At 70.7% G+C, this 21,304-nt stretch carries 17 protein-coding genes and 2 pseudogenes; 17 read left to right on the forward strand and 2 right to left on the reverse strand.

Translation table 11 applies throughout. From position 1 onward, the window contains the following. Nucleotides 1–309 precede the first annotated feature (309 nt). The 10 genes and pseudogenes from E6J59_12780 to E6J59_12825 all read left to right on the forward strand — a co-directional run bounded on the left by E6J59_12780 (nt 310) and on the right by E6J59_12825 (nt 8,612). The gene (locus tag E6J59_12780; protein TMB19134.1) at nt 310–495 is read left to right on the forward strand and encodes a hypothetical protein; all 186 of its coding nucleotides are present in this window, start codon (nt 310–312) and stop codon (nt 493–495) included. Between the two features lie 107 nt (nt 496–602). Next, nucleotides 603–782: a Flp family type IVb pilin gene (locus E6J59_12785; protein ID TMB19135.1), complete on the forward strand. Its 180-nt coding sequence runs from the start codon at nt 603–605 to the stop codon at nt 780–782. Between the two features lie 109 nt (nt 783–891). Then, nucleotides 892–1,425, forward strand: coding sequence for a prepilin peptidase (locus E6J59_12790; protein ID TMB19136.1), 534 nt, complete (start codon nt 892–894; stop codon nt 1,423–1,425). A 158-nt stretch (nt 1,426–1,583) separates the two neighbouring features. Continuing rightward, nucleotides 1,584–2,402 carry a Flp pilus assembly protein CpaB gene (gene cpaB, locus E6J59_12795; GenBank protein TMB19137.1) on the forward strand — a complete coding sequence of 273 codons (819 nt, stop codon included), beginning with the start codon at nt 1,584–1,586 and terminating at the stop codon, nt 2,400–2,402. Nucleotides 2,403–2,450: 48 nt separating this feature from the next. Continuing rightward, on the forward strand, nt 2,451–3,788 hold the full coding sequence (locus E6J59_12800; protein TMB19138.1) for a hypothetical protein: 1,338 nt from the start codon (nt 2,451–2,453) through the stop codon (nt 3,786–3,788). Nucleotides 3,789–3,821: 33 nt separating this feature from the next. After that, nucleotides 3,822–5,015: a response regulator gene (locus E6J59_12805; protein ID TMB19139.1), complete on the forward strand. Its 1,194-nt coding sequence runs from the start codon at nt 3,822–3,824 to the stop codon at nt 5,013–5,015. Continuing rightward, on the forward strand, nt 5,012–6,379 hold the full coding sequence (locus E6J59_12810; protein TMB19140.1) for a CpaF family protein: 1,368 nt from the start codon (nt 5,012–5,014) through the stop codon (nt 6,377–6,379). The genes E6J59_12805 and E6J59_12810 overlap by 4 nt, the downstream gene beginning before the upstream one ends. A gap of 17 nt (nt 6,380–6,396) precedes the next feature. Continuing rightward, nucleotides 6,397–7,359 (forward strand): hypothetical protein, encoded by a 963-nt coding sequence (locus E6J59_12815; protein TMB19141.1) that lies wholly within the window; start codon nt 6,397–6,399, stop codon nt 7,357–7,359. A 1-nt stretch (nt 7,360) separates the two neighbouring features. Then, nucleotides 7,361–8,281: a type II secretion system F family protein gene (locus E6J59_12820; protein ID TMB19142.1), complete on the forward strand. Its 921-nt coding sequence runs from the start codon at nt 7,361–7,363 to the stop codon at nt 8,279–8,281. Nucleotides 8,282–8,300: 19 nt separating this feature from the next. Further along, nucleotides 8,301–8,612 (forward strand): annotated as a pseudogene (locus E6J59_12825) (DUF192 domain-containing protein). A gap of 2,310 nt (nt 8,613–10,922) precedes the next feature. Here the strand turns inward: E6J59_12825 and E6J59_12830 are convergent. Further along, nucleotides 10,923–12,242 (reverse strand): DUF2029 domain-containing protein, encoded by a 1,320-nt coding sequence (locus tag E6J59_12830; protein TMB19143.1) that lies wholly within the window; start codon nt 12,240–12,242, stop codon nt 10,923–10,925. Here E6J59_12830 and E6J59_12835 point away from each other — a divergent pair. The 7 genes and pseudogenes from E6J59_12835 (at nt 12,213) to E6J59_12865 (ending at nt 19,791) form a co-directional block, all read left to right on the forward strand. After that, nucleotides 12,213–13,517, forward strand: a complete 1,305-nt coding sequence (locus tag E6J59_12835; GenBank protein TMB19144.1) for a DUF2029 domain-containing protein — start codon at nt 12,213–12,215, stop codon at nt 13,515–13,517. The two genes, E6J59_12830 and E6J59_12835, sit on opposite strands and share 30 nt — an antisense overlap. Continuing rightward, nucleotides 13,472–14,623, forward strand: coding sequence for a metal-dependent hydrolase (locus E6J59_12840; GenBank protein ID TMB19145.1), 1,152 nt, complete (start codon nt 13,472–13,474; stop codon nt 14,621–14,623). Before E6J59_12835 ends, E6J59_12840 begins: the two co-directional genes overlap by 46 nt. After that, nucleotides 14,620–15,315, forward strand: a complete 696-nt coding sequence (locus E6J59_12845) for a CPBP family intramembrane metalloprotease (protein ID TMB19146.1) — start codon at nt 14,620–14,622, stop codon at nt 15,313–15,315. Before E6J59_12840 ends, E6J59_12845 begins: the two co-directional genes overlap by 4 nt. A 43-nt stretch (nt 15,316–15,358) precedes the next feature. Then, nucleotides 15,359–16,633 carry a DUF2029 domain-containing protein gene (locus tag E6J59_12850; protein ID TMB19147.1) on the forward strand — a complete coding sequence of 425 codons (1,275 nt, stop codon included), beginning with the start codon at nt 15,359–15,361 and terminating at the stop codon, nt 16,631–16,633. A 116-nt stretch (nt 16,634–16,749) separates the two neighbouring features. Further along, the gene (locus E6J59_12855) at nt 16,750–17,925 is read left to right on the forward strand and encodes a DUF2029 domain-containing protein (GenBank protein ID TMB19148.1); all 1,176 of its coding nucleotides are present in this window, start codon (nt 16,750–16,752) and stop codon (nt 17,923–17,925) included. An 81-nt stretch (nt 17,926–18,006) separates the two neighbouring features. Continuing rightward, entirely contained in the window at nt 18,007–19,128 is a 1,122-nt protein-coding gene (locus tag E6J59_12860) for an LLM class flavin-dependent oxidoreductase (protein TMB19149.1), read from the forward strand. After that, nucleotides 19,106–19,791, forward strand: a pseudogene (locus E6J59_12865) (nitroreductase family protein). Before E6J59_12860 ends, E6J59_12865 begins: the two are co-directional and overlap by 23 nt. Here the strand turns inward: E6J59_12865 and E6J59_12870 are convergent. Then, on the reverse strand, nt 19,788–21,113 hold the full coding sequence (locus E6J59_12870) for a DUF2029 domain-containing protein (GenBank protein ID TMB19150.1): 1,326 nt from the start codon (nt 21,111–21,113) through the stop codon (nt 19,788–19,790). The pseudogene E6J59_12865 and the gene E6J59_12870 overlap by 4 nt on opposite strands. Nucleotides 21,114–21,304 lie beyond the last annotated feature (191 nt).

The following is a 21,304-nucleotide window of genomic DNA, read 5'->3' on the forward strand; positions in this document are numbered from 1 at the left end:
CCGTGATGTCTCCGTAGCTAGCCAGGATCCCCCCCGACCGCTTGCGCGACCCCCCAAAAGTCTTTTCAAACCAGGGGCAGTCATGCGAGGATGCAACTAAAGAAGGAGACAGCGCGCCCGTGCAAGGACCACAACATCAGAACATCCACCTTTCGGAGGATGAAATGGGCACCGAAGTTGCACCTAAGCCTCGCGCCTGGAGCGCGGATGGAATTCCCCATGCTGAGAGCTGAGCGGTTGGCGTGCGAGTCGCGCACCAGGGATTGGACCGGTCCGGTCCTCCCGAGGCGCAGCAAGAGAGGGGGAAGGATGGTGCAGCTTCTCCAGAGGTTGACGTGCGAGGAGACCGCCCAGGATCTCGCGGAGTACGGGATCGCCTTGGCGACTATCAGCATTCTGGCCGGGATCGCAGCGGTGATCATGGCCAAGGACGTCGGCACGCTCTGGAGCAAGGCCCAGAGTGTGATCGACAGCGCTCAGAGCAGCAGCTCCTGAGAGACCAGGCATCGGTGATGAAGTGGCGTTCATGTGTGCTCCAACGGGCCGACGCGCAGCGAGACCCGTGGCAGCGAACTCGGGGGCGACCCCAGAAAGGAGGAAACATGACAGCGCTGGTGAAGAAATTGGCCGCCGATGAGGCCGGCCAGGATCTGGCCGAGTACGGCATCGCACTCGCGGTCATCGGTACCATTGCCGCCGCGGCGGCGATCGTGATCGCCAAGGACGTCGGCACACTCTGGAGCAAGGCCCAGAGCGTGATCGACAGTGCTCAGAGTTCCTGAGCCGAGGCCCGACAACGTCGGGAAGAACCGGCTGTGAGAGGGGGGCGGATCGCCGCCCCCCTCATGTCCGGTCATCGTTTTGCCGAGAATCGTTTTGCCGAGAAATGACATGATGTCATCCCTCATCGCCGCCACCGCAGTGGCCTTCGTCGCGTTATGCGTGACCATCGACGTGCGGACACGGCGCATTCCAAACGCGGTCTCCGGCACGGCGATGCTCCTGGGGATCACCCTCAACACGGCCCACGAGGGGGCGGCCGGCCTGCTCGACAGCGTGGCGGGTCTGGGCCTGACGACGGGCGCGCTCCTCTGGCCGTTTGCCATGGGCGGGATCGGGGGCGGGGATGTGAAGATGATGGCTGCGATCGGAGCCCTGCTCGGGCCGCGGCTTGCCTTTATGGGTTTGGGCGCCGGTATGATATTGGGCGGGGCCATTATGTTTTGGCACCTGGCGCGGCGGGGGCGCCTGCGCGAGAAGTTGATGGCGACGGCCACCATGTTCCGGGTGGCTGCCCTGACCCGCTCGCTGGACCCTCTGCGGGTCTCGGCTGCCGACCAGGGTGCCGTGGCGCTGCCCTACAGCGTGCCCCTCGGCCTGGGGACGCTCGCCGCGCTCACCTGGGCGGGACACCTGGGGGTTTGATCGTGACACATGTGATCATGACACGGCGTCGAAGGAAACAGGGTCAGGCCCTCGATTACCTTGTGATTCTCGACTCGAGCGCGTTCGATTTCTCGCGCCTGGAAGGGGTTCTGTAACGACGGGCGGCACGCGCCCGAGGATGGAAGGGTGGTGGGAAAATGAAGCCCGGCAACGTTTTTCTTCTGGCGATCCTCGTGGGGGCGCTGGCGGCCGCCATGGTCGTCCGGCATGTGCGCAACCTGCAGCAGCAGATCGCTGAGATCCGTAACTCGGGGAACCGTACGACGGTCGACGTCGTGGTCGCCGCCGACCAGATCCCGATCGGCTCCCGCATCGAGGCCAACCAGGTGAAGCTGGTCGCGTGGCCGGTCGAGGCGCAACCCGAGGGCACGCTGCGCGCCACGAAGGACGTTCTAGGCAGCATCGCCCGCACCACGATAGAGAGGAACCAGCCCGTCCTGCAGGTCCAAATCGTCGCCCAGGGCGCCGGCCTGCTGCCGCTCATGATCCCCGAGGGGAGGCGCGGTATGTCGGTCCGGGTCGACAACGTGACCGGGGTGAGCGGCTTCATCACGCCGAACAGCCGGGTCGACGTCCTGATCGCGGGTCAGCCCGAGGGCGACCAGGACCAGAAGAGCAAGGTGGTCCTGCAGAACGTCAAGGTGCTCGCGACGGGCAAGAGCATCGAGCAGAAGGACGAGAAGCCGGTCGAGGTGCCCACCGTGACGCTGCTGGTCTCCCCCGAGGAGGCGGAGCGGCTCACGCTCGCGGCGCGCTTCGAGCCGGTTCGCCTCGCACTCAGAAACTATCGAGATGAGGAGGTCGTCAAGACGTCGGGCATCGCCACCAGGGCACTCTTCGAGGGGGATGGCCATCCGACCCAGGTCCCGACCAAGGTCGCTCGGGAAAGGGGGCCCACACCCTACTCGGTGGAGATCCTCTTGGGGGAAAAGGTGACCCGACAGCCGCTGTTCTAACCCGGTCCCGTGACTCGAACCGGCACCAGGGGAAGAAGGGAGGAGTTCATGGGGGGTTGGCGTCCGGGGCCTACCATCAGTGCGGTTGCGGCCTCGATGCTCTTCGTCTCGTCGTGCAGCGTGAACAGGAACGCGCCCGTCGCCAAGGAGTTCGACGAGGCGTCTGGCCGTCCGGGTGCCACGAGCACCGTCTCGGAAGGCGTCCAGAAGGAGACCATTCCGGTGCAGGAGGCGGCCCCGCCGAGCCGGGGCGGAGCCATGCTCGAGCCGGGCGAGGCGATCTGGGTGCGCAGCGGCAAGAGCCGTGTGCTCCAGCTGAAGACCTCCATCCGGCGTGTGTCGATCGGTGATCCCTCGCTCGCCGGCATCGTGGTGCTCGGGCCGCGCACCATCATGATCAACGCCAAGGAGGCCCCCCCACCCGTTGGCGGCGCCGAGGGCGGTGGAATGCGGACCGTCGGGCAGCTGACCGCAAAGACGTTCACGCCCGAGCCCAGGGCCGGGGAGACGACCCTCATCCTGTGGGACGGGAGCCAGACGCCGGACATCCACTCGCTGTTCATCGCGGACTTCGTCGATCGGCAGATCCTGCTCGAGGTCACCGTGGCCGAGCTCAACCGGACGGCGATGGAGGAGCATGGCATCGACTTCCGGAACGCCGCCAACTCGTTCATATCGGCCTACTTCATGGGGGGCGGCGCGCTGCCGCTGGGGACCTTTGACGCCACGGCAAAGAGGCCCACGTACGCCTTCAACCTGCCGAACAACGAAAACATCACGGCGGTCATCCAGATCCTCCAGAGCGAGGGGCTCGCCACGATCCTGGCGCAGCCGAAGCTACTGGCGATGAGCGGGCAGAACGCCGTCATCCAGTCGGGCGGCGAGATCCCGATCCGGATCGCGACCGGCTTCGCCACCGACGTCGTGTTCAAGCCCTTCGGCACCGTCGTCAACTTCATCGCGCGCATCTCGGACGAGGGCGACATCATGCTGACGGTCTCACCGGAGGTGAGCCAGCCCGACTTCGTCAACCGGGTGGAGGGCATCCCGACCTTCCGCACCCGGCGCGCGTCCACCGCCACGCGCCTGCGCTACGGGGAGACCCTCGTGATCGGTGGCCTACTGCAGCGCATGCGTAACGAGGTTGCCGACGGTGTCCCGTACCTCCAGGACATCCCCGTCGTCGGGTATCTCTTCCGTCACACCACGTACTCGGACGAGGTGACGGAGCTCATGATCGTCGTGACCCCGCGCCTGGTGGCGCCGATGAAGCCCGGCACCGAGGTGGCGCTTCCGACCGACCGCCCGCCGCTCTCGAACGAGGACATCCGGACCAAGGCAGACCCGGCCGAGGTGACGCGGCCGCGCATCCCGGGGCTGCCCTAGGGCCCGCGGCGAGCTCGACATCGGACCAAGCGCATGGCCCCGCACGAGATGAACACCGAGGGCACGCTCGTCTGGGCGGCCCCCGGCTCCTCCGCGAGCCGCCCGATCGTGGAGACGGCCGCCAGCGAGCTCAACCTCGCGGTACACTTCTGCGCCTACAAGGAGCTGCTCGAGCTGCTCCGCACCGAGCGCTGCCACGTGGCGTGCATCGAGCTCGGCTTCGACGTGCACCCCGGCCTCACGCTGCTGAAGAGCGTCAGCGAGCGGATGCCCCGCCTGACCACGGTGGTCGCCTCCAGCGACTCGAGCGTCTCCATGATCCGCGGCGTCCTCGAAGGGGGCGCCGCCGACTTCCTCTCCCTGCCGCTCAATCCCCAGGAGCTCAGCAAGACGCTCATCAAGCTCTCCCAGACCGCCATGAAGAGCGCCGCGAGCCGGGGGCAGACGGCCGGCACCGTCATCACCGTGTGCGGCGCGCGCGGCGGGCTCGGCGCGACCACGCTCGCCGTCAACCTGGCCTTCTCGCTCACCACCGTGTCGCGCGCGGACGTCGCGCTCGTCGACCTCGACCTGCAGCGCGGCGACGTGTCGGCGTTCTTGAACCTGACTCCGCTCAACTCGATCGCCACCATCGCCGAAGCGAAGGGCCCGGTCGACGACATCTTCCTCGCCGGCACGCTGACGCGTCATCCGCGCGGCGTCTTCGTGCTGCCGGCGCCCGCACAGGTCGAGGAGGGGGACGCGGTCGGCCACGACCACGTCGAGCTGGCGCTTCAGCTCATGCGTGCCCAGTTCGCCCACACGGTGGTCGACACCGCGCGCACGGTGAACGGCGCCATGCTGGCCGCGCTCGAGCAGTCGGACCACATCCTCATCCTGACCGATCTCTCGGTGCCGGGGGTGCGGGCGGCCCGGCGCATGATCGAGCTGTTGCTGCGCGGCAACGTGTCTGCCCAGCTGATCGAGCCCGTGTTCTCGCACGTGATCCCCGGTCCCGTGAGCCCGCAGGACGCAGTGCGCGCGCTCGGCAAGGAGCCGCTCCTCGTGTTGCCCCGCGACGACGCCGCCGCGTGCGGCGCGATGAACGACGGTACCCCACTCAACGGCAAGCAGTCGCCCCTCTCGTTCGCGATCGCCGAGCTGGCAGCGAAGCTGGCCGGCGTCGCCCTGCCGCTCAAGCCGAAGGGGCTCCTGCAGCGCGTGTTCAGCAAGGAGGCTCGGAAATGAAGCTGAGAGACCGCCTGAGTCTCAACAACAAGCCGGTTCCCGCCACTGGCCGCGAACCGGCGCCGCGCCTCGCGGCCGCCGGCCGGCTCACGCCCGTCGACCGGGCCTACCAGGACCTGAAGCTCCGCATCCATCGCGAGCTGCTCGACCGTGTCGACCTGACCAACCTGGCGCGCGTCGAGATGGACCAGGCCACCGCGGAGCTGAAGAGCGCGGTCGCCATGCTCATCGAGGAGCAGGCGGTCCCGCTCAGCCTGCGTGACCGCGAGCGGCTCGCCGAGGAGATCCTGCACGAGGTCTATGGCCTCGGGCCGATCGAGCCGCTCATGCGCGACCCGGACATCTCCGACATCCTGGTCAACACCTCGCGCCAGGTCTACATCGAGCGGCTCGGCAAGCTCGAGCCCACACCGGTCATCTTCCGCGACGACCAGCACCTCATGCAGATCATCGATCGCATCGTGTCGAAGGTGGGCCGCCGCATCGACGAGAGCTCGCCCATGGTGGACGCGCGCCTGCCCGACGGCTCGCGCGTGAACGCCGTCATCCCCCCGCTCGCACTCGACGGGCCGCTGCTCTCCATCCGTCGCTTCGGCCGCGGCGCGCTCACGGTCGAGGATATGATGCGCCTGGGTACGCTCACGCCCGAGATGGGGGCGGTGCTGCGCGCCATGGTGCGCTCGCGGCTCAACATCCTCATCTCCGGCGGCACCGGCTCGGGGAAGACGACGCTCTTGAACTGCCTGTCCTCGTTCATCCCGGACCAGGAGCGCATCGTCACCATCGAGGACTCGGCCGAGCTCCAGCTCCAGCAGCCCCACGTGTGCCGGCTGGAGACCCGCCCGCCCAACATCGAGGGACGCGGCGAGGTGACGCAGCGCGACCTCGTGCGCAACTGCCTGCGCATGCGCCCCGACCGCATCATCGTCGGCGAGGTCCGCGGCGCGGAATCGCTCGACATGCTCCAGGCGATGAACACGGGCCACGACGGGTCGATCTCGACCATCCACGCCAACACGCCGCGCGACTCGCTCTCCCGGCTCGAGATGATGATGCAGATGTCGGGCTTCACTCTGCCGAACCGCGCCATGCGGCAGCAGATCAGCTCGGCGCTGGACCTGATCGTCAGCACCGCGCGCCTGCCCGACGGCTCGCGCAAGGTGACCAGCGTCTCCGAGGTGGCGGGGATGGAGGGAGATACCGTGATGCTGCAAGAGCTGTTCGCCTATCAGCGTGAGGGGACGGACGCGCAGGGCAACATCGTCGGCCGGTTCGTTGCGACCGGCATCCGCCCGCGCTTCGCGGAGAAGGTCAAGGCGTCGAGCCACGACATCGATCCGCGCATCTTTGACTACCTCGGCTGAAGGGGGGAGGTGAGCCGATGTTCGGTATGGTCGCGCTGCTCCTGTTCGCGGCGTTCGCGCTGGTCGGCTACGCGATTTCCGGATGGGCGCAGGAGCGTGAGGAAGCCAAGGAGGCGCTCGGCCGCCGCCTGACCACCATGACCGGTACGCCGGTCGCCGGACCGTCCGGGGGGGTCCTGAAGGACCAGCGCCTGTCGCGCATCGGGTTCTTGAACGCAATCCTGCAGCGGCTCGCCCTCACGAAGAACCTGATGCGGGTGATCCGGCAGGCGGGTCTCAAGCGGCGCGTGGGCGAGGTGCTGCTCTACATGCCGCTACTCGCCGCGGCGGCGTTCCTCCTCGTCACGTTCCTGCTCGGCAAGCCGCTCTTCGCCGTGGTGGCGGCCGTGATCGCCGGGCTGACCCCCCTGATGATCGTGCTGCAGCTGCGCCGCAAGCGCCTGGCGCTCTTTTCCGAGCAGCTGCCCGACGGGCTCGACCTGATCCGCGCTGCGCTGCAGGCGGGACACGGGTTCCTCTCCGCGCTCCAGGTGGTGGCGGAAGAGTTCCCCGACCCGATCGCGGGCGAGTTCACCGAGGTCGCGGAGGAGATCCGCCTCGGGCTCACCGTCCGCGAGGCGCTCCAGCATCTGATAGAGCGCGTGGAAGATCCCAACCTGCCCATCCTCGCGGCCGGCGTGGTGATCACGCAGGAGGTGGGCGGCAATCTGGCCGAGGTGCTCGACAACATCAGCTACACCATCCGGGAGCGGTTCAAGCTCCTGCGCGAGGTGCGGGTGCTCACGGCGCAGGGCCGCCTCTCCGGGCTGGTGCTGACCGCGCTCCCCTTCCTCGTGGCCACCTGCCTGCTTCTCTTCAACGCCGAGTACTTCAGGCCGATGATCGAGACCAAGACCGGCATCTACATGATGGGCTACGGGATCTTGAGCATCGCGCTCGGTCACCTCGTAATCCAGCGCATCGTGCGCATCAAGGTGTGACATGGTGATCGTCCTCATCCTCACGCTGCTCACGTTCGGGATCGTGACCATCGCCGTCGTCTCGGGGTACTACTGGGTGTCGGCGGAGTCGCCGGTCGCGCAACGCTTGAAGACGCTCGTGCCGGAGCTGGACGCCCGGGCGAAGGCCAGGAAGAAGGCCCCGAGTCTGGGGGCAAGCCTGCTTGCCCTGCTCGGCAGCTACAGCTTCGGGGGGAGCGAGAACTCGCTCGCCAAGCGGCTCGCCTACGCGGGCATTCGGGGCCCGCGCGCGGTGGTGCTCTTCCTCGGCGTGCGCACGCTCCTGAGCTTCGGCCCGGCGCTCCTCGTGCTGGTGCCCCGCATCTCCTCCGGCAAGCCGCTCGGGTACTCCTTGCTCATGGCTGGCTTCGCGTGGGCATGGGGCCACGTGCTGATGAACCTGTGGCTGCGCGCGAAGGTCACGCGGCGCGTGCGGGAGATCATGACCGCGCTTCCCGACACGCTCGATCTCATGGTCACCTGTCTCGAAGCCGGCCTCGGCCTCAACGCCACCATCGCCCGCATCGGCGAGGAGCGGGCCTCCATCGCGGACGCCCTCGGCAGGGAGTTCTCGCAGGTCGCCTTCGAGCTGCGCAGCGGGCGGACGCGCGAGGACGCGCTGCGCGGGCTGGGCGACCGCAACGGCGTCGAGGATCTGAAGGCGCTGGCCGGCCTCGTCATCCAGAGCGACCGGCTGGGCGCAAGTATGGCGCAGACGCTGCGCGCGCACGCCGACCTGCTGCGCACCAAGCGGCGGCAGCGTGCGGAGGAGGCGGCGCGCAAGCTGCCGGTCAAGATGCTCTTCCCCCTCGCCTTCTTCATCCTGCCGGCGCTCTTCATCGTGGTCGGCGGGCCGGCCATGCTGCGGATGAAGGATCTGGTCGACCTGGTCGTCAATCAGTGAGCGCGCGGCCCGGGCGCCCATGAGGGGAGCCGTCCACCGCGCGCACGTCGCGACCAGCGGGGCCGTGCTCGCCGAGCGGCTGCACCTCGCGCACACGCACTGGACGCGGCTCCGGGGGCTCCTCGGCACCCGGCGTCTCGATCCCGGCGACGGCCTCTGGCTGCGACCCTGCCGGCAGATCCACATGTTCGGCATGCGCTACGCCGTCGATGCCGTCTTCCTCGACCAGCGCCAGCGCGTGGTGCGCGCGCTCCCCCGTCTCGCCCCGGGGCGCATCTCGCCGCGCGTGCCCGACGCGGAGAGCGTGCTCGAGCTGCCCGCCGGGACGGTGGAGCGCGCCGGGCTTGCCGAGGGCGCGCAGGTCGTGATCGAGGGCGACCCGGTTGCGTCGCGCGCCGGCGCCGGCCGCCGGCTGGGCTCGGCGCTGTGCAACCTCACCCTCGCGGCCCTCTACGCCCTGTTCGTGGCGGCGCACGCCTCGCGCGCGCGGGGGGACGTCGACGTTGCGCTGGCCGTGCGCCTCGCGATCGTCGTCCAGCTGACCATCCTGGTCGTCCTGTTCGTGGTGCGCCGCCCGAGCGCCGAGACCTCCGACCGCCCCGTCGACTGGGTGCTCGGCATCGTGGGGACCTTCCTCCCGCTGCTGCTGCGCCGCACCGTTGCGCCGGGGGCGCTCGCCTGGCTCGGCGGGCCGATCCAGGTGGTCGGCGCGTCGGCGGCGGCGGTGGCCGCCGTCTTCCTCGGGCGGAGCTTCGGCCTCGTGGCTGCGAACCGCGGCCTCAAGCTGGGCGGCGCCTACGGCGTGGTACGCCATCCGATGTACACGGCGCACCTGCTCGGCTACCTCGGGTATGTCCTCACCTACCCGAGCGCGGCGAACGTCGCCATCGCGATCGCGAGCGCGTTCGCGCTCAACGCCCGTGCCGTCGCGGAGGAGCGGATTCTCGGGCGCGATCCGGCCTATCGAGAGTACCTGGGACGGTTGCGCTGGCGCTTCTTCCCTCACCTCTACTAGGCTCCGCGCGCCCATGAGCGAGGGACGGGCCGGGCTGGCCCGCGCCGGCGGTCAGGGCGAGCCGGCGAGCCCGGTCCCCGCCGCGGTCGGACCCGCAGCGCCCGATCCGCTCGCGCGCGCGTTCCGCGCGTTCCTTCTGGTCGGCTGCCTGGTCGTGCTCTCGATTTCGCACCGGGTCGACCCGGATCTCTGGGGTCACGTGCGCTACGGGCAGGACGTGCTCGCGGCGCACGCCCTGCCCTCCACGGCGACGCACACGTACACGGCGGCAGGGCATCCCTGGATCAACCACGAGAACCTGGCCGAGATCACCTTCGGGTGGATCGAGACCCATCTCGGCGCGGCCGGGCTCAACGCCTTCACGAGCCTGCTGGGCCTCCTCGTGCTCGGCCTGATGGTGCGGAACGCGACGCGCCAGCGGGTGAGCTTCCTCGTCCTCTCGGTCGCCGTCCTGCTCGCCACGTGCGCCGTCGGGCCCGGGTGGACGGTCCGGCCCCAGGTGTTCACCTACACGTTCTTCGCGCTGCTGGTCGTGATGCTGGGACGCTGCTTCCGCGACGGCGAGAGCCCACCGGACACGCGCGTCCTGTGGCTCGCGCCGCCGCTCTTCGCGCTCTGGGTCAACACGCATGGCGGCTTCCTCGCCGGCCTGGCCGTCCTGGCCCTCTACCTCGGCTGCCGCGCGCTCGTGGCGCTGTGGCGGAAGGGGCTGAGCGGCTGGGGCGAGGTGCGCGCGTATGTCGTCGTCCTCGCCGCCTGCGGGCTGGCGACGCTCGCCAACCCCTACGGCCCGCGTCTCGTCGCCTGGCTGATCGCCGATCTCCTCCCGCCGCGCCCCGAGATCGGCGAGTGGCACCCGCTCGCCTGGCCGGACCCGCTGCTCATCGTCACCGCCGCCCTGGCGGGACTCACGGTGGCCGCATTCATCGCGAGCCGCCGGCCGCGCGACCTCGGACAGGTCGTGGTGCTCGCGGTCACGGCCTGGCAGTCGTTCCTCCACGCACGCCACCCGCCGTTCCTCGGCATCCTCGCGGGCTTCTGGCTGCCCCTCCACCTGGAGGGGCTCCGGAACCGTCTCGGGAGGGCGAAGCCCGCGCGCGCGGGGACCCCGCCGTCGGCGCGGGCGGTCCGCGTGGTGCTCGGCGCGACCTGGGCGATCGCGCTCGCGCTCTTCGTGACCCTGGCCTTCCAGTCGCGCGCCCTGTGGGTGAATCGCAGCCGCTCGCCCGTCGACGCTCTCCAGTACATGGCCGATCGACAGCTCGCCGGGAAGCTGGTCGTGCACTTCGACTGGGCGCAGTACGCGCTCGCCGCGCTCGCCCCCGAGACGACCGTCGCCTTCGACGGGCGACTGCGGACGTGCTACCCGCAGGCGGTCGCCGACCTGTACTTCGACTTCCTGCTCGGCAACCGCCCCGCCATCCGCTGGCGGAGCCCGACCTCGCCGCCGCTCGACGACACGGCCATCCTGCGCCTCGGCGACCCGGATATGGTCCTGCTGAGCCGGCGCTTCAAGCACAGCGTCAAGGTGATGCGGCGGAAGTCGGGCTGGGTGCTGCTCTACCAGGACCGGCTCGCGCAGCTGTGGGGACGATCGGAGCGGTACGGCGATCCGGCCGGTCCGGACTACGTTCCGCCCGCTATGCGGTCGCTCACAGATCGGCGGCCGCGCGGCTGGGTAGCCTGGCCGGCGTTCCCGACCAGGCCGGCGGCGACGGGAGCAACACCGTCGGCGAGCAGGCAGTACCCTGCCGCCGCGACGACCGGCACCGAGAGCTGGAGGCTCGGCCCGAGCGCGGCACGAAGCCACTGGGCGAGCGGCTGGGAGACGATCGTCATCGCCCAGATGGCTGCCACGCCGCCTCGCCAGAGCGCCTCGTCGCGTCGCTCGCCGCGCAGGAGCAGGGCGGGCAGCACGAGCAGCGAGAGGTCGTAGACCGGCACGTGCGGGCTCACCAGGACGCTCCCCCAGATGGCGACGGCGAACCAGCGGTGGAGCGTGTCGGGGCGATAGGGCGGCTGCAGGGTGCGGACGGCGAGCAGGACGCCGAGCGCGGAGATTGCGGCCAACCCCGCCGCGACCGCGAGGTGCCGCGGCAGGAGCAGGACGAAAAAGCTGTAGAGCGAGTGCATCTTCCAGGTCGGGAAGGCCGGGTCGGCGAGCATGGTCGGAAACGAGCGGGCGAGCCGGGCGTACGAGCGGGCGGCGGGAACGCTCATCCACAGAGAGACGGCCGCGAGGACGCCTCCCATCGCGCCGAGGCCGAGGAGCGCGCGCCAGCGTCGCTCGAGCAGGAGGAGCAGGGCGAGCACGAGGACCAGCTGGGGCTTGTAGAGAAGGCAGCCCAGGACGACCCCGGCGAGGCCGTCCCGCTCGCGGCGCAGGAGCGCGAACACGCCGGCGAGGATGAAGAGCGAGAGGAGGCTGTTCTGGCCGTACGAGACGGCCGCGAAGACGGGCACGAAGCCGAGCGCCCAGAGCGCCGCCGCGCGCCGGCCTCTGCCCGCGTCCCCCACCTGCCGGCCGAGCAGCGAAAGAGTGGCGAGCAAGAACAGGATGCCGAGCCCGCTCCAGAGCGCGAACGCCGCGAGGTAGGGCAGGGTTGCCAGCGGCACGAAGGGCAGCGCGAAGAAGGGCGGGGTGATGAAGGCGTGGAAGCCGGACCACCGCTCGGGCGCAGTGATCTCGTGCTCGATCCGCGCCTGGACGTCGAGGTCGTAGAGGTGCTCGGTCTGGTGCGCGGCCACGATACGCCCCGCGGCGTAGAACTCGAGGAAGTCGGTGCCCTTGACGTTGCCCGCGAGATCGAGGAGTCCCGGGCGGGCGAGCAGCGAGATGAGCCAGACGACCCACACCGCGACGCCGATCGCGGCCGCGAGCAGCACACCATACCGCCCGCGCCCGGAGGCGAGGAGATGGCCGAGGGTGACGAGGAGCGCCCGCATGGGTCCCGCCTTATGAACGGCGGTGCCGGCGCGAGTCAACGCGCCGCGCGCTGGCTGACGCTGCCCCGAGCTCGAGCCCACGCCGTGGTGGTGGTCGGGATCTTCGCCGCCGTCTACGCGTTCGGCATCCTGCGACACCGGGGATTGATCGACGCCTTCGGTCACATCATCGGCGTCGACCTGCTCACCATGCGCACGGGCGCGCGGATCGTGCTCGACGGACGCGGCGCCGACCTCTACGACGTCGCGCTGCAGGAGACGTACTGGCGGACGGCACTCGGGGTGGAGCGGCTCCCCGGGATGAGCCTCTTCACCTCGCCGCCCTTCGTTGCGCTCCTCTACGTGCCGTGGGCACTCATCCCGCAGGCGCCGGCCCTCCTCCTGTGGACAGGGGCGTGTCTCGCCGCCCTCGCGGCGGCGCTGCGGATCATGGCCCGCTGCGCGCCGCTCACCGGACGCCACTGGCCGGACACCCTCGTCCTGTCGCTCTCCTTCTACCCGATCCTCGAAGGGCTGATGGCCGGGAGCAACTCGCTGCTCGCCGTGCCCATCTTCGCGCTCGTGCTGGTCGCGTTGCGCGCGGGGCGCGAGGCGAGTGCCGGCGCGCTCCTGGGCCTCCTCTTCTACCGGCCGCAGCTCGCCCTCGCGCCCGTCGTCGTGTTCGCGGCCAAGGGGCGCTGGCGGGTGATCGCGGCCGCCGCGGCCGTGGGCGCCGGGTGGGCGGCGGCGAGCGTGCTCTTCGTCGGCTGGCGGACGCCCCGCGATTTCCTCGCGCTCGGGCCCCTGCTCAGCCGGATGATCTTCGAGCCGGGCATGCCGTCTGCGCTCTTCTGCTCGATCTACGCCTTCTTCCTGCTGCCGCTCGGCCCAGCGCGCTTCGGCCTGGCGATGGCGCTGGGCAGCGTGGTGAGCCTCGGGCTGCTCGCGCTCGTGCTCTGGGTGTGGAGAGGACCGTGGGATGCGCGCGCCGGCTGGCTCGACCTCCGCTTCGCGGCGCTCCTCGTGGTCACGCCGCTCGTGAGCCCCTACCTCCAACTGCACGACGTGGCCGTCCTCGTCCTCCCCGCGCTGCTCGTGTCCGAGTACTGGCTGGGTCACGGGGCGGGCGCGGGCTGGGCGCGCATCCGCCTCGTCCTCGCGATCCTCTGGCTCACCTGCCTGGTCGGTCCGCCGATCATCACCCGGCTCGCGCCGCTGCCCCTCGTGCCGGTGGCGGTGTCGCTGCTGGGATGGGCGGTGCTGGACACCTGGCGCGCCGCCGAGGCCCGCGCGTGAAGATGGACAACCTGACTCATGCGTTCGCCGCCATCACCTGCAGCCACGCGATCAGCCGGGAGCGGCCCTCCGGCCTCACCCTGGCCGCTGCCGTGCTGGCCGCCAACGTGCAGGACGTGGACTGGCTGCCCTTCGTGTCCTCGCCCGCCGCCGGCCTGGAGGTGCATCGCGGGACGATGCACTCACTGCTCGCGGTGCCCCTGCTGGCGCTCGTCGTCGCCGCCGGCGTTCACCTCGCGGCGCGCCAGCGCGGAAACGGCGCCGCGCCCCTGCCCTTCCGTCCCCTGCTGGGTGTGTGCCTGGCGGCGGCGGCGTCGCATCCGCTCCTCGACCTGCTCAACCCGTACGGTCTGCGTCCGCTCCTGCCCTTCGACGGGACCTGGTGCTACGGGGACCTGGCCGGCATCCGCGACCCGTGGATGTGGCTCATTCTGGGCGGCAGCGCGCTTCTCCTGAGCGGGCGGCACGCGGCCTCGGTCTCGACCTGGACGGTGCTCGGCAGCCTGATCGTCGTGGCCGCACTCCGCATGATCCCCGCGCAGGGCACCTTCGGCGTCGTGGCCGGCCTCGTCTGGATTGCCGGGGCGGGCGCGCTGCTGATCACCTGGCTGCGGGGGGTCGACCCGCACGCGCGGCGCGCGATCGCGCGGGGCGGGCTCGCCGTCACCGTGCTCTACGTCGGCTGCCTCGTTGTGCTGCACCAGCGCGCCATGTCCCGCGCGTACACGATAGCCGAGCGTACGGCGGGCGAACACGCGGAGCGGGCGGTGCGCGTCGCCGCGATTCCGACGGTCGGCGACCTCTCCACCTGGCGGGGGCTCGCCGAGACCGAGCGGAGCGTCTACCGCTTCGCCATTCCCCTCGGGGCCGCGTCAGAGGGGCTCGTCGAGCGCTTCCGGAGTATCCGCGATCCCACTGTCGGCGCGCTCGCGCAGGCGGATGCGACGCGCCTCACGCGCGCCTTCCTGTCGTTCGCGCGCTTCGCCGCGGCCGAGGTCGGCACGGAGGACGGACGGCGGGTGCTCCTCCTCGCCGATCCGCGCTACGACAAGGCCCAGCCCGACCAGCCGAGGACGTGGCCGGTTCGGGAGCCGCTCGACCCATGACGCCCGAGCCGCGCACCGCCTCGCTCGGCCGGCCGGACGCCCTCTTCATCGCCGTCGCATGCGGGATCGTCCCGCTCGTGAGCCTGGTGATGGCGGTACAGGCCTTCGAGGCGATCGCCCATGCGAACCTGACCGCCTACCTCGCGTCGATCGTCAAGTGGACGGCCCTCGGCGGCGGCGCGCTCGCGCTCGGCCGCCGAGGCGGCATGTCGTGGGCCGAGCTCTATCTCGACCCACGCGGCTCCTTCATCGTGCGCCGCCCGGCGTCGACCTGCGTGGTCGTTATCCTCTTCATCGCGGTGGTGAACTTCGGCGTGCTGCCCCGCTTCACGGCGGCGTGGGAGGCGCTCGGGCTCTCGTGCGCGCGCGCGTCCTACCTCGCCATGCCGGTGTCGGTCCTCGGCCGTGCGCTGGGTGTGGTGTGTGCGTTGGCGGCGGCGGCGGGCTCCGAGATACTCTATCGTGGCTATCTCCGCGTAGTGGCCGAGCGCGTCTTCCGCGCCTGGTGGACGGCGGCGATCGTGGTGTCCGCCGTGTTCGGCTGGGCGCACGGCTTCTACGGCTGGTGCGGGGCACTCTACACCGGGCTCAACGGTCTCGCCTTCGCGCTCCTGGCCCACGCGACGGGCTCCCTCTACGTCGTCATCCTGGCCCACATGTGCTTCGACGCCCTGGTCTTCGCGGCGGGATGAGCTCGGTTGCCAGGCAGGGCGGGGTGGGGCGGGTGCGGCCTCGATGTCGACCTCCGGTGCGCTGGCGCCAATGACCCGCCGTGTTCGCATGACGCAGGCGTGTCTCGCCGGCATCGCGCTGGGCTCGCTGATCGCCGGCAGTCTGCCGCCGCGATCGTACACCAAGGACCTGCAGGAACCGTATCTCGCGGCCCGGGCGTTGCGGGAGGGGATCGACATCTATACGCCCGTGAACGAGCTCGCGGCGCGCTACTTCCCGATCGCGGCCGACACCTTCCCCCACCCCGACCCGCACCCTCCGGTGCTCGCGGTCTTGAGCCTGCCGCTCACGCTGCTCCCGTTCCCGGTGGTCGTACCGCTGTGGCTGGCGGTCAACCTCGTGATGCTGGTGATGGTCGGGCGCTGGCTCGGCGTCTCCATCCGAATGAGCCTCGCCCTCGCGGCGTGGCCGCCGCTCTGGTGCCTCCTCTACATCGGCCAGCTCGAGCTCCTCATCTTGACGCTCGCGGTGCTCGGCTGGCGCTCGGCCGCCGCGGGCCGCGACGGTCGCGCCGGGGTGTGGTTCGGCGTGGCTGCCGTCCTGAAGCTCTACCCCGTGCTCCTGCTCGTACCCTTCGCGGCTCGCGGGCGGATCCGGCTTCTGCTCGCCGCGGGCGCGGTCGTCGCCGCCGGCCAGCTGGTGAATCTGGCCACGGTCGGCCCGGCTGGCTTCGTCCGCTACTATTTCGATGTCCTGCCGAGCGTGGCCGTCCTCTACGAACACCTGGGGCTCAACAGCTCGCCCCACGGAGCGCTGCTGCGGGTGTTTGGCGGCGCGGGCGATGTCTCCCCGATCGTCCACGCGCCCAACGTCGTCCTGCCCGCCACGATCGCGATCGCGCTCGTGGCGATGGCCGCCCTTGCTTTCCTCGATCCCGAGGCGTCCCCCGTTGCCGCCCTGGTGGGTCTGCCTGTCGTCTGGTACTACTACGCGCCCCTGGCCCTCCCGCAGATTCTCATTCTCCTGCGCTCTGCGGCCTTCAGGCGTGCAACCCTCGTCGCTGTGGCTGCGATGTCGTTCTCGCTGCCGCTGGTGAACGTGCTCGTCCAGTGGTGCGGTAGCGCGGCGCCTCCCATGGCCGCGTTGCTGGCCGTCCAACCCGCCGGCCTGCTCGCAGTGCTGGCGCTCTCGGTCGCCCAGCGTGCGAGCGCCCGCACGATCCCGCCCCTGCCGACCACCATGCTCCGGAGCAGCGATCCGGCGGCTGCTGCGGGAAGTCCCCCGACGACGTCGCGTGCTCGTGGTGCAGCGCGGCGAGGGGGAGAGACTCCGACTTGAGCGCGGCGCCCCGCGGTCTGGCGCGCCGCGCGCTTCGGCGGGGAGTGGCTTCACGCCGCCTCACGGCGAGGCTCCTGCTGCTCGCCGGTGTCATCGGGCTGGGACTCGGGACCACGGTGAGCGCGCTCAGGACGGAGCCTTTCGGCGTCGTGGTCGCGGACGGGCGGCCCGAGCTGCTCATGGACTTCGCCTCGCATCGGGGTGTTGCTTGCGCCGCGTGGTCGGGGGGCCTGGCGCGCGCGGGCGGCACGTCGATCTACACGCTCGAGGCCCACCTGAAGGCCACCGAGAGATGGACGGGGCTGCCCGCGTCGATCGCGCTCCCCTTCGGCTACTCGCCCACCATGCTGTGGATGCTGGGGCCGCTCTGCATGCTGCCGGCGCGATGGGCCTACGGGGTCTGGTGCCTCGCCTGCGTCCTGGCGACCGGCTGGATGATCTTGCGCGCGCGCGTCCACTGGATGGTGCTCCTTGCCCTCGTCACGCCGGTCACGGTTCACACCTTCGCGCTCGGCCAGACCGCCTTGCTCACCACCGCTGCCCTCTTCTTCCTGATGGTGCGGGACGGGGAGGGCGAGGGCACGCCGTCACGCGGCTCGTGGCAGGAGAGCCTCGTCCTCTGGCTCCTCACCGCCAAGCCTCCCATTGCGGCCACGGGAGGTCTGGCGCTGCTGGTGCGCGGCCGCGGCAGGAGCGTCGCTCGCGCGGCCGGCCTGACCCTCGTCACCACGCTGGCGCTCACTCCCTGGCTCGGCGCCGGCTGGGTGCGCGACTACCTGCACCTTGTCGGCAGCTACGATCGCGTCGGGTTGCCCTCTGCCTTCGCCTGGTCGATCGTCCCGCAATACATGAGCAACCTCCGTGCCGCCCTTCATCCCGACCTCGGGCTCGGCGACGACCTGGCGGCGCGGCTGAGCACCATCGTCTGGAGCGCGAGCCTCCTCGCCATCCTCCTCGCCGCATGGCAGCGACCGCTCCCCGCAGGGCCCACCTGGGCTCTTTGCATCATGACCTATCTTCTCCTCTGCCCGCACGTGAGCTCTACCGAGGACGTTGCGCTCTTCTGCGTGCTGGCCGGCATGGAAGCCGACCGCGTCCCGAAGAGGCTTCGGATCGGCGCCGCGACGCTCGCCTTGGTCGGCCTTCTCCTCACGCCCGCCATCGGGCCGGCGGCCGGGCGGCGACCGTCCGTGCTGTTCTTCGCGAAGCTCGGTCTCATGGCCTACGTCCTCGTTGGCGGGCGCTTCCTCACCGCGCGAGGAGCCAGCGGCTCACGACCCGCTCCCGGCTGACCTCCTCGAGGGGCTTCGCTGCTGGCCAGAGCGACTCCGTGCCCATTGTCCGGCCCGGCGGACCCGACTACACTCGCCGCCATGCGCGTCGGCATGGGGACCGTCTTCCAGAACCCGCACGATCGGCGGCCGGACCACGAGGTCTACACCAACGAACTCCGCCTGACCGACCTGGCCGAGCCGCTCGGCTTCGACTCGGTGTGGGGCGTCGAGCACCACTTCACCGACTACACCATGTGCCCCGACGTCCTGCAGTTCCTGACCTACGTGGCCGGGCGCACCCGGAGCGTGCAGCTCGGCTCCATGGTGGTGGTGCTCCCGTGGCACGATCCCCTGCGCGTCGCCGAGCAGGTCTCGGTCCTCGACCACATGAGCGGCGGCCGCTTCATCCTGGGCATCGGGCGCGGCCTCGGGCGGGTCGAGTTCGCCGGCTTCCGCGTCGGCATGGAGGAGTCGCGCGGGCGTTTCGTCGAGAGTGCGGAGATGCTGCTCCGCGGCCTCGAGGACGGCTGGTGCGCCTACGACGGCGAGTTCGTGAAACAGCCGCGCACGCCCATCCGCCCGAAGCCGTTCAAGTCCTTCCGCGGCCGCACCTACGCCGCGGCAGTGTCGCCCGAGTCGGCGCGCATCATGGCCCGGCTCGGCGTCGGCATCCTCATCATCCCGCAGAAGCCGTGGGACGTGGTCGCGGCCGAGCTCGCCGAGTACCGGGCCGCCTACCGCGAGGTGAACGGTACGGACGCGCCGCCCACGGTGTGCGCCGGCTGGACCTTCTGCGACGAGGACCCGGCGCGCGCGCGCGAGATGGCGGTGCGCTGGATCGGCGGCTACTGGGACAGCGTGCTACGCCACTACGAGCTGGCGAGCGGGCACCTCAAGCACACCAAGGGCTACGAGTACTACGGCCGCATGTCCGAGATCGCGCGCGAGAAGGGCGGCACCGATGCCCTCAGCGAGTTCTTCCTGAACCTCCAGGTGTGGGGTACCCCCGCGCAGTGCATCGAGAAGATCCTCGACATCCGCACGCGCATGGGCTGCGACACCTTCGTCGGCGTGTTCAGCTACGCCGGCATGCCGTGGGAGGAGGCGGAGCGGAACGTGCGCCTGTTCGCGCGCGAGGTGATGCCCGCGCTGCAGGCGCTGGATGCCGAGGCGCGCGCGGGCGTCCCCGGGGCCGCCGATGCGGCAGCCCGCCAGGGTTGAGCCCGCTGTGGATGTCGCGCTCGCCGATCAGCTCCTCAGCACCACGCGCTCGGTCCGCAAGCGGCTCGACCTCCTCCGTCCGGTCGAGCCGGCCCTGATCGAGCGCGCGATCGAGGTCGCGCTCCAGGCGCCGACGGGCTCCAACTCGCAGGGCTGGCACTTCGTGGTCGTGACCGACGCGGAGAAGCGCGCCGGCCTGGCCGCGCTCTACCGGCGCGCGTTCCACGCCTACGTGAACCAGCAGATCCCCGGGCGGCCCGAGCTCCCGCCCGACGATCCGCGCGCCAGGCAGCTGCCGCGCATCCTCGACTCCGCGACCTACCTGGCCGAACACCTGCACCAGGTCCCCGTGCACGCGATTCCATGCGTCGAGGGCCGGGTCGAGAACGCCGGCCCGCTTGCGCAGGCGTCGGTGTACGGGTCGATCCTGCCCGCCGTCTGGTCGTTCATGCTGGCGCTCCGCGCGCGCGGTGTGGGCTCGGCGTGGACCACGCTGCACATCATGTTCGAGCAGGAGGCGGCGGCGCTCCTCGGCATCCCGCCGACCTGACCCAGGCCGCGCTGCTGCCGGTCGCCTACTTTACCGGCGCCGGGTTCAGGCCCGCCAAGCGCCTCCCCGCGCCCGCCCAGACGCACTGGAACCGCTGGGGAGCGCGGCGCTAGGTAGGCGGCCGGAAAGCTCGCGTGCGCACGAGCGCGCGGCACACGATCCCGAAGGCGAGAAGCAGCGCGAAGTTGGGCAGCGAGAGCACGAGAGCTGCGGGCCCCGGGAGCGGAGCGCCCGGGGCCCGCGCCCCGATGTTCGCCAGGGCCCCGGCGGCCGATACGAGCGTCTCGGCCGGGACCGCCACCGCCACCAGCACGAGCAGGTGCGTTACACCGAGCCTGCCCGCAAATGCCCGGTGCTCGAGGAAGCCGCGCGCGAAGACGGCGATCGGCAGGAGCAGGAGCACGCAGGACATGGGCCAGGTGACCGGGCTCAGGAGGAGCATGGCGACGACCAGCACGCTCCAGCCGAGATCGAAGGTGTCGTGTTCCGAGCGGCCACCGTACACCGCCGCCAGCCCCAAGGCCGCGAGCAGCACGATCGCGTCGGCGAGCCCGACCACGAGGTGGGTTGGTGCCGCGACGAGCGGGCGGGCGAAGGAGTAGCCGACGGTGTGCCGGACGATCAGCCCGTAGAGCGAGAGGTTCAGCATCTTGTCCTGGTACGCGGCGGCCACCTGGGGGGCCACGCGCAGCACGTAGTCGGGCCAGAGCCCCGGGCCCAGGCGAAGCACCGGGGGCAGATTGAGGAGCGCGAAGAGAGCGGCTGCGACCGCGACGGTGCGCCAGCGGCGCTCCAGCAGGAGCCACGGGACGAGCAGGAGGGGCAGGAGCTTGAGCGCTGCGCCGAGCCCCAGCCAGAGGCCGGCGAGCGTCGTGCGTTCCGCTTTGAGAGCGCTCCAGCTCCCCACGATGCAGACCAGCAGCGCCACCGTGAGCTGCCCGTGTACCAGATCGCTCATCACGGGGGGCCACAGGAGCGCGCCGCTCGTCAGCAGCGCGAAGGCTCCGGGCTTCACGCGCCAGCCGAGCGCGCGTGTCAGGAGGCGCAGCGCGTATCCCAGGAGGGCGAGGTTGACGAGGAGCCAGATGGCCGTCGCGGCGCGGTACGGAAGCAGCGCCAAGGGAACGAAGAGGGTGGCCACGGACGGCGGGTGAGCGCTTGGCGAGGGCAACGGCGCGACGTCGCTGCCGACGTATCGCCGTGCCTGCTCGACGAGCGGCTCGTAGAGCGGACTGCCGTCGAGAAGCGACCGCGAGAGGCAGTACTCCTGCCGGAAGTCCTTGCCGTAGACATGGGGCGGCGCGAGCGACCCGGCCAGCCGTACGAGCTGGACGAGTGCGAGAGCGAGGAGCGCGACGCGCGCCGGAGGCGAGGCGAGCAAGCTCGCCGCACGCCGAACGCCGCGGCGCAGCGGAGCGGAGCGGGGCCGCTCCAAGGTTACCGCGCCTTCTTCGCGCTCCCCTTCAGCGCCTCGTCGGCGGGGTCTCGTCGTCGTCCTCGAGTACGTAACGAGCGTCCAACACGCCGCCGGTCACCCCCAACGGGACGGACTCGTCTCCGGCCTAGTCGAGCAGATGCCTCTCGACCAGGAAGCCGAGCAGACCGTGGAGCGTCGCCTTGCTGAAG

This window comes from Deltaproteobacteria bacterium (genome assembly GCA_005879795.1).
GTDB lineage: Bacteria > Desulfobacterota > Binatia > DP-6 > DP-6 > DP-6.